This is a genomic window from Nocardiopsis lucentensis DSM 44048, from assembly GCF_000341125.1.
GTDB classification, from domain to species: domain Bacteria; phylum Actinomycetota; class Actinomycetes; order Streptosporangiales; family Streptosporangiaceae; genus Nocardiopsis; species Nocardiopsis lucentensis.
In genome coordinates this window covers 1-6,561 of sequence record NZ_ANBC01000929.1, presented here as the reverse complement: position 1 = coordinate 6,561, position 6,561 = coordinate 1, and the positions used below count along the sequence as shown (strand labels likewise).

General features: G+C 72.2%; 7 protein-coding genes. 3 read left to right on the top strand and 4 right to left on the bottom strand.

Annotated features, from left to right (window positions below):
- The 3 genes from glsA to D471_RS0131910 form a co-directional block, all read right to left on the bottom strand.
- Nucleotides 1-751, bottom strand: a 751-nt coding sequence (glsA, locus tag D471_RS0131920; protein WP_017602373.1) for a glutaminase A, incomplete at its 3' end; no start/stop codon positions are given.
- A gap of 155 nt (nucleotides 752-906) precedes the next feature.
- The gene (locus D471_RS0131915; protein WP_017602372.1) at nucleotides 907-1,596 is read right to left on the bottom strand and encodes a response regulator; all 690 of its coding nucleotides are present in this window, start codon (nucleotides 1,594-1,596) and stop codon (nucleotides 907-909) included.
- Nucleotides 1,593-2,783 carry a sensor histidine kinase gene (locus D471_RS0131910; RefSeq protein ID WP_026128278.1) on the bottom strand — a complete coding sequence of 397 codons (1,191 nt, stop codon included), beginning with the start codon at nucleotides 2,781-2,783 and terminating at the stop codon, nucleotides 1,593-1,595. The genes D471_RS0131915 and D471_RS0131910 overlap by 4 nt, the downstream gene beginning before the upstream one ends.
- 201 nt (nucleotides 2,784-2,984) lie before the next feature.
- Between D471_RS0131910 and D471_RS0131905 the strand changes: the two genes are divergently transcribed.
- Both D471_RS0131905 and D471_RS0131900 read left to right on the top strand, forming a co-directional pair.
- Complete coding sequence (locus D471_RS0131905; RefSeq protein ID WP_017602370.1) at nucleotides 2,985-3,224, top strand: hypothetical protein; 240 nt, start codon at nucleotides 2,985-2,987, stop codon at nucleotides 3,222-3,224.
- Between the two features lie 125 nt (nucleotides 3,225-3,349).
- A complete protein-coding gene (locus D471_RS0131900) occupies nucleotides 3,350-4,153 on the top strand; it encodes an NAD-dependent epimerase/dehydratase family protein (RefSeq protein ID WP_017602369.1) in 804 nt (267 codons plus the stop codon).
- Nucleotides 4,154-4,261: 108 nt separating this feature from the next.
- On the opposite strand, the gene D471_RS0131895 is transcribed toward D471_RS0131900, so the two are convergent.
- Nucleotides 4,262-5,416, bottom strand: a complete 1,155-nt coding sequence (locus D471_RS0131895) for an acyl-CoA dehydrogenase family protein (protein ID WP_017602368.1) — start codon at nucleotides 5,414-5,416, stop codon at nucleotides 4,262-4,264.
- A 173-nt stretch (nucleotides 5,417-5,589) separates the two neighbouring features.
- On the opposite strand from D471_RS0131895, the gene D471_RS0131890 reads away from it, so the two are divergent.
- Nucleotides 5,590-6,360, top strand: a complete 771-nt coding sequence (locus tag D471_RS0131890; protein WP_040692293.1) for a TetR/AcrR family transcriptional regulator — start codon at nucleotides 5,590-5,592, stop codon at nucleotides 6,358-6,360.
- Nucleotides 6,361-6,561 lie beyond the last annotated feature (201 nt).

Here is a 6,561-nt window from a genome sequence, read left to right as displayed (position 1 = left end):
GGGCGACCCCCCCCGCCGCGTCGTAGGTGCCGCAGGTGAGCATCACCGCCATGATCCGGCGGGCGTCCTCGCGGCTCACCAACCGGGTGCCGTCCGCCCGGACCCCGTGCCTGGCCAGCACGAGCCCGGCCCGGGCCAGGTCCTCCGCGCTGATGGTGATGGAGCACTGGCGGAAGTAGTGGTCGAGCGCTTGGGGGACCGGGTTGCGCATGTTGCCGAAGCTCGCCATGAGATAGGCCAGCGCTCGGTTGCGGTGGCCGGTCTCGGTCTCGGAGCGCGCGGTCACCGCGTCCACGTCCAGCCCCGGGTTGCCCGTCTCCTCGCGCAGCAGGTCCCGCAAGGCCCCCAACGCGTCCCCGGTGTCGCTGAGCAGCTGGTCGGTGACCACGATCGCGCCGGGGTTGATGAACGGATTGCGCGGGACGCCGCTCTCGAACTCCAGCTGGTACAGCGAGTTGAACGCGTTGCCGGACGGTTCCCGGTGCACGCGCCGCCAGATCCCGTGGCCGGACCGGCTCATCACCAGCACGAGCGTGAACAGCTTGGAGACGCTCTGGATGGAGAACGGCACCGTCGAGTCGCCGACCGCGTGCACCTCGCCGTCGACGGTGGCCACCGCGAACCCGAACTGGTGCGGGTCGACCTTGCTCAGCTCCGGGATGTAGTCGGCGTCCCGGCCCTCCCCGATGTGCGGTCCGGCCCGCTCCATGACGGCGTCGAGCACCCTGGGCAGGTCGACGCGGCGGGTCACGGCCCCTCACCCCTCTCGCCCCACTGATCATGCGATGGTCACACACAGTATGCGGGTCGGTGTCAGCGGAGCGGGGGAAGCTCCCCGGACGTCCCCGCGCGGCCCGGCGTGTCCGGCCCGTCGCACGCTCGGATCCGCCGGGTCGCGGGCCCGGATCAGTCCGTTCCGTCGAGGAGCCGGGCGTCGTGCACCAGCAGGGCGATCTGCACCCGGTTGTTGAGCCCGAGCTTGGTGAGGACGCCGGACACGTGCGTCTTGACCGTCGGCACGCTCAGGAACAGCCGAGACGCGATGTCGGCGTTGGACCGTCCCTGGCCCACCGCCACCGCCACGTCGAGCTCGCGCGCGTTGAGTGCCGCGAGCCGCCCCCGGGCCCGTTCCGCGCGCTCGGCGTGGTCGCCCGCGGCCACGCGGTCGATGAGGCGTCGCGTCACGGCGGGGGACAGGACGGGCAGGCCGCGGGCCACCTGGCGGACGGACTCCACGATCTGCTCGGGAGGGGTGTCCTTGAGAAGGAAGCCCGCGGCCCCCGCCCGCAGGGCACGCAGGACGTGCTCGTCGGCGTCGAAGGTGGTGAGGACGAGCACCTCGGGGGCGTCGGGGCGGGCCCGCAGGCGCTCGGTGGCGGTCAGGCCGTCCACCGCGGGCATCCGGATGTCCATCAGCACCACGTCCGGCGCGTGCTCGTCGACCAGGTCGGGAACGGCCCCGCCGTCCTCGGCCTCGGCCAGGACCCGGATGTCGGGCGCGCCGCCCATCATCATCACCAGGCCGACCCGCACCAGCGCGTCGTCGTCGACGATCACCACACCGATCTCGCGGGCGCCCCGCTCGGTCTCGCTCATGCTGGCCACGGTAGCCACGCGGACAGGCGCCAGCCACCACCGCCGGTCGGTCCGTACTCCAGGCGGCCCGACGCCAGCGACACGCGTTCGGCCAACCCGACGAGCCCCCGCCCCGCGCCGTCGACCGGGCCGGGCGGCCGAGGCGCGGCCGCGGGGCCGTTGCGCACCTCCACGGTCAGCCCCTCACCGGGGGCGCCCGTCACGTGGACGAGGGTGTCGGCCCCGGACGCGTGCTTGCGGACGTTGGTCAGGGCCTCCTGGACGACCCGGTAGGCGGTGCGGCCCACCCGTTCGGGTACCGAGCCCTCGCAGTCGCGCACCAGTTCCACCCGGGCGCCGACATGGTCCGCCTCCTCCACCAACTGTTCCAGGTCGGCCAACGTGGGCTGGGGCAGCTCTCCCACGGGCGCACGTAGTACGCCGATCACCTCCCGCAGGTCCTGGAGTGCCTGGTGGGCGCTCTCGCGGATCACCGACGCCGAACGGGCGACCTCCTCGGGGGAGGCGTCGGGCCGGTACTCCAGGGCTCCCGCGTGCACGCTGAGCATGGACAGGCGGTGGCCGAGCACGTCGTGGATCTCCCTGGCGATGGCCTCGCGTACCTGGTGCTGGGCCTGCTCCGCCCGGAGCCGGGCCTCGGCCTCGGCGTGCACGGCCCGGTCGCGCAGCGACTCCACGAGCTTCCTGCGATGGTGGACGGTCAGCCCCCATCCGGTGACGGTGCCCAGGATCGCCACCCCCAGCAGGAAGTCGACGAAGAGCGGCACGTAGGGGTCGGGCCAGAGGAACGAGTAGAGGAAGGACGTCCCCACGGCGAGGCCGAACACCGACAGGCTGATCCTCGGCGGGCGGTGCACGGCCAGGGAGAAGAGCGCGATGAGCATCGCCCCGGCGATGAGCGCGGACACACTCGAGAGCACGACCAGGACCACGGCGATCCCGATCGGCCAGCGCCGGCGCCACCACAGCGCCACACAGCCCGCGAACGCGACCAACTGCTCGGCGACCGCCAACCAGAGGGGAAGGTCGCGGCGTACGTCCGGTCCGGACGGGCCGTGCGGGGACTCGCCGAGATCGGCGGTGACCATGAGCCCGAACCCGACGGCGAGCAGGAACATCGCCAGGTCCACGAGCCAGTCGCGTGTGCCGCGCCGTCGTCGCGGCCCGGGGGCCGTGGAAGCGTTCATCGCCCGGAGTCTACGGTTCGCCCGGCCGCCGGGGGCACCACGCGCCGGAGCCGGGGACCGACGTCGGCCGGATCCATACTTTGGTCGGGTCGCGGGGGCACGGCGGTCGGCCGATGGGCGGCGCGGATCCGTGCCTTGGGCGGCGCGACCGGGCACCGACGTCCGATGTGCGCGCCTCGCGCCCTCCCTAGCGTGGGTCCCATGCGAAAGATCCTCCAGGGCACCGGGGCCCTCGTCTTCCTCATCGGGGTCAGCGGCGCGATCGACCACCTGTGGTACCAGCCGTTCTTCGGGATCGTCCTCAACTCGTTCAACCGCCTCGTCGTCCCGAACGTGGCGTTCCTCCAGGAGTCCGCGCTGTTCGCCAACCTCGCGGTGGCGGTCGTCGGCGCGGTCATGGTCCTGGCGGCCGAGGCGCTGGCTCCGGGGCGCCGTCACTGAGGGGACACCCCTGGAGCTGGAACGTCACGCGCGGTGTGCGTCGGTCGGTACCGTGGGGCCCGAACGGGGCGCGGACACCGGTGGGAGACACCCCCGGAGCGAACCGATCGTGGGGGGTCTATCCGATGAGCACACTCGTCACCGGCGCCACCGGGATGGTGGGCCGACGCGTCCTGACCGAGCTGCGTCGGCGCGGGGTGGACGCGACGGGGGCGTCGCGGACCTCCCAGACCCGACTGGACTGGACGGACACCTCCAACTGGGACGACGTCCTCGACGGCGTGGAGAGCGTCTTCGTGGTGACCCCGACGGGCAGTGGGCTGGGAAACCGCGTGGCGGGGTTCCTGGACCGGGCCGCGGAGGCCGGTGCGCGCAACGCCGTCGTCCTGTCCTGTATGGGCGTCGCGGTCGCCTCCGACCAGGGAGTGGTCGAGCGGAGGGCGAAGGAGCGGTTCCCCAGGTGGACGGTGCTGCGCTCCAACTGGCTCGACCAGGACCTCACCGAGGGCGCCTTCGCCCGCATGGCGCGCTCCCGGAACGGCAAGCTCGAACTGCCGGTCAAGAAGCGGACGGCGGTCAGCTTCGTGGACGCGCGGGACGTGGCCAACGCGGCGGTCGCGGCCCTGGTGGAGGACCACCACGGTCGGGAGTACACGCTGACCGGACCCCAGGCGCTCACGTTCCGCGAGGTGGTGCGGATGACGAAGGGCACCGACAGCCCGGTGTGGCGGTTCAAGACGGTGGACGAGTCGCGGTTCTACTTCCGGGCCACGGACCGGGGCTGGGGCGAGCGGTACGTCGACACGCTCAACGAGCGGTTCGCCGCCGCCGTCGCGGGCGGAGCCGCCGAGGTCACCGAGGACGTGCGCGCGGCGCTGGGCCGGGACCCGATCCCCTTCGCGCGGTTCGTGCGCGAGTCCACGGTCTGACCGGCGCCCTCCGGGTACCGAACGCACACGGAACACGGGAGGCCCCGCCCGTCCCGCTTCCTTCCGCTGGAAGGGCGGGACGACCGGGGCCTTCGTGCCGGCTACGGCCTACTTCAGCAGCTGGCGGGCCATCACCAGGCGCTGGATCTGGTTGGTGCCCTCGTAGATCTGGGTGATCTTGGCGTCGCGCATCATGCGCTCGAGCGGGAAGTCCTTCACGTAGCCCGCGCCGCCCAGCAGCTGCACGGCGTCGGTGGTGATCTCCATGGCGGCGTCGGACGCGTAGCACTTGGCGGCGGCGCCGTAGAAGGGCAGGTCGTCGTCGCCGCGCTCGGACTTGGCGGCGGCCACGTACACCATCTGCCGGGCGGTCTCCAGCTTCATCGCCATGTCGGCCAGCATGAACTGCACGCCCTGGAAGTCGGCGACGGCCTTGCCGAACTGCTTGCGCTCCTTGACGTAGGCCACGGCGTGGTCCAGGGCGCCCTGGGCGATGCCGATGGCCTGCGCGCCGATGGTGACACGGGTGTGGTCCAGGGTGCGCAGGGCGATCTTGAGGCCCTCGCCCGGAGCGCCGACCATGCGGTCGCCGGGGACGCGCACGTTGTCGAAGAACAGCTCACGGGTGGGGGAGCCCTTGATGCCGAGCTTGCGCTCGGGCTCGCCCAGGCTGAAGCCCTCGTCGTCGGCGTGCAGAACGAACGCCGAGATGTTGCGGCCGCGGGCGCCCTCGGGGTCGGTCACGGCCAGGACCGTGTAGTACTCGCTGACCCCGGCGTTGGTGATCCACGACTTCTGGCCGTTGAGGATCCAGTCGTCGCCGTCGGCCACGGCCTGGGTACGCATGCTCGCGGTGTCGGAACCGGCCTCGCGCTCGGACAGTCCGTAGGAGAACATCGCCTCGCCGCTGGCGACCTTGGGCAGGTAGCGCTGCTTGACCTCCTCGGACGCGCCGAGGATGAGCGGCATGGTGCCGAGCTTGTTGACGGCCGGGATCAGCGAGGACGAGGCGCACGCGCGGGCGACCTCCTCGATGATGATGCAGGTCGCGAGGGCGTCGGCGCCCACGCCGTCGTACTTCTCCTCGATGTGCGCGGCGTGGAAGTCCGTGGCGACCAGAGCGTCGTGCGCGGCCTGGGGGAAGGAGCTGGTCTCGTCGACCTCGGCCGCGTGCGGGGCGATCTTGTCCTCGGCGACGGAGCGTACGGCCTCGCGCAGCTCCTCGTGCTCCTCGCTGGTCTTGAACAGGTCGAAGTCGCTCATGTCCGTTCCCTCTCCGGTGGCGTGTCCCGATCCATGGCACCGCGTGCCGGTGTATGGCATCCAGTGCCAGGGTAGGGGGTGAACAGGACGAAGTACACAGACGAGGTCGGATACCTTCTGGGTGTCGTCCGAGACGGACGGACCAGGACACCGAGGTGAAGGGGGTGGACCCCATGGCCGGGACGGGTGCGCGGGAGCGCGCCGAGGCGCGGGGCGGGGCCGCGCGCACGGACACGCGCGACGTGGTGCTCGCCGCGGTCCGGCTCTTCACCGACGACGGGTTCGAGGCCACCACCATGGAGGGCATCGCCGTCGCCACGGGGGTCAGCCGCCGCAGCCTGTTCCGCAGGTTCGGCTCGAAGGAGGACATCCTCTTCGCCGAGCACGACGAACTCTTCTCGACCGTGGTCCGCTACCTGGAGGCATCACCGGACGATCCGCTGAGCTCGGTGTGCGCGGCCGCGCGCCTGGTCCTCCAGGGGTACCTGCGCGACCCGGAGATCACCGTCCCCCGGTACCGGCTCGTGCGCGCCCACCCGCGGCTGCGCGACCGAGAGGTGGCCATGACCGCCCGCTACCAGGCGGCCTTCACCCGGTACCTGGCCGCTGACGGCGGGGAGGGGCACTCCCTGGCCGCCGGTGTGGTGGCCGCGTCCCTGATCGCCGCGCACAACCACGTCCTGAGGTCGTGGCTGCGCGCCCCCGACCAGGACCCCGGAGAGGTGTGGGAGCGGTTCGACACCGCGACGGCCCTGGTGCGCCGGACGGCCGAGACCGTGTTGGACACCGGGGGGCGGGGGGAACCCCCGGGCGGGGATCGGGCGGAGCCGGAGGCGCTCACGGGCGAGAGCGTGCTGGTCGCGGTCTATCCCAGCGACACCGGTCGCGACGAGCTGCTGCGCCGGATCACCGCGGCGGTACGGGAACCGCGCGCGACGTCGTGACCGGGTTGTCCACAGGCCGCCCCGGGGAGTCCGTCACCGGGCGTACTCTGGACGGGGTCGAAGTAGTAGGAGCGACGCGGGACGGGCAGCGGGAATGAGCGTGGATCAGGCGGGCACGACGCGGCAGGAGGCCGAGGTCGAGCGGGAGGCGGGACGTCGGCGGACGTTCGCGGTGATCTCGCACCCCGACGCCGGTAAGTC

What these genes read in the sequence shown, in the direction of transcription:
- D471_RS0131915 (WP_017602372.1), bottom strand. Translation starts at nt 1,596, where the DNA reads ATGAGCGAGACCGAGCGGGGCGCCCGCGAGATCGGTGTGGTGATCGTC.
- D471_RS0131910 (WP_026128278.1), bottom strand. Translation starts at nt 2,783, where the DNA reads ATGAACGCTTCCACGGCCCCCGGGCCGCGACGACGGCGCGGCACACGC.
- D471_RS0131905 (WP_017602370.1), top strand. Translation starts at nt 2,985, where the DNA reads ATGCGAAAGATCCTCCAGGGCACCGGGGCCCTCGTCTTCCTCATCGGG.
- D471_RS0131900 (WP_017602369.1), top strand. Translation starts at nt 3,350, where the DNA reads ATGAGCACACTCGTCACCGGCGCCACCGGGATGGTGGGCCGACGCGTC.
- D471_RS0131895 (WP_017602368.1), bottom strand. Translation starts at nt 5,416, where the DNA reads ATGAGCGACTTCGACCTGTTCAAGACCAGCGAGGAGCACGAGGAGCTG.
- D471_RS0131890 (WP_040692293.1), top strand. Translation starts at nt 5,590, where the DNA reads ATGGCCGGGACGGGTGCGCGGGAGCGCGCCGAGGCGCGGGGCGGGGCC.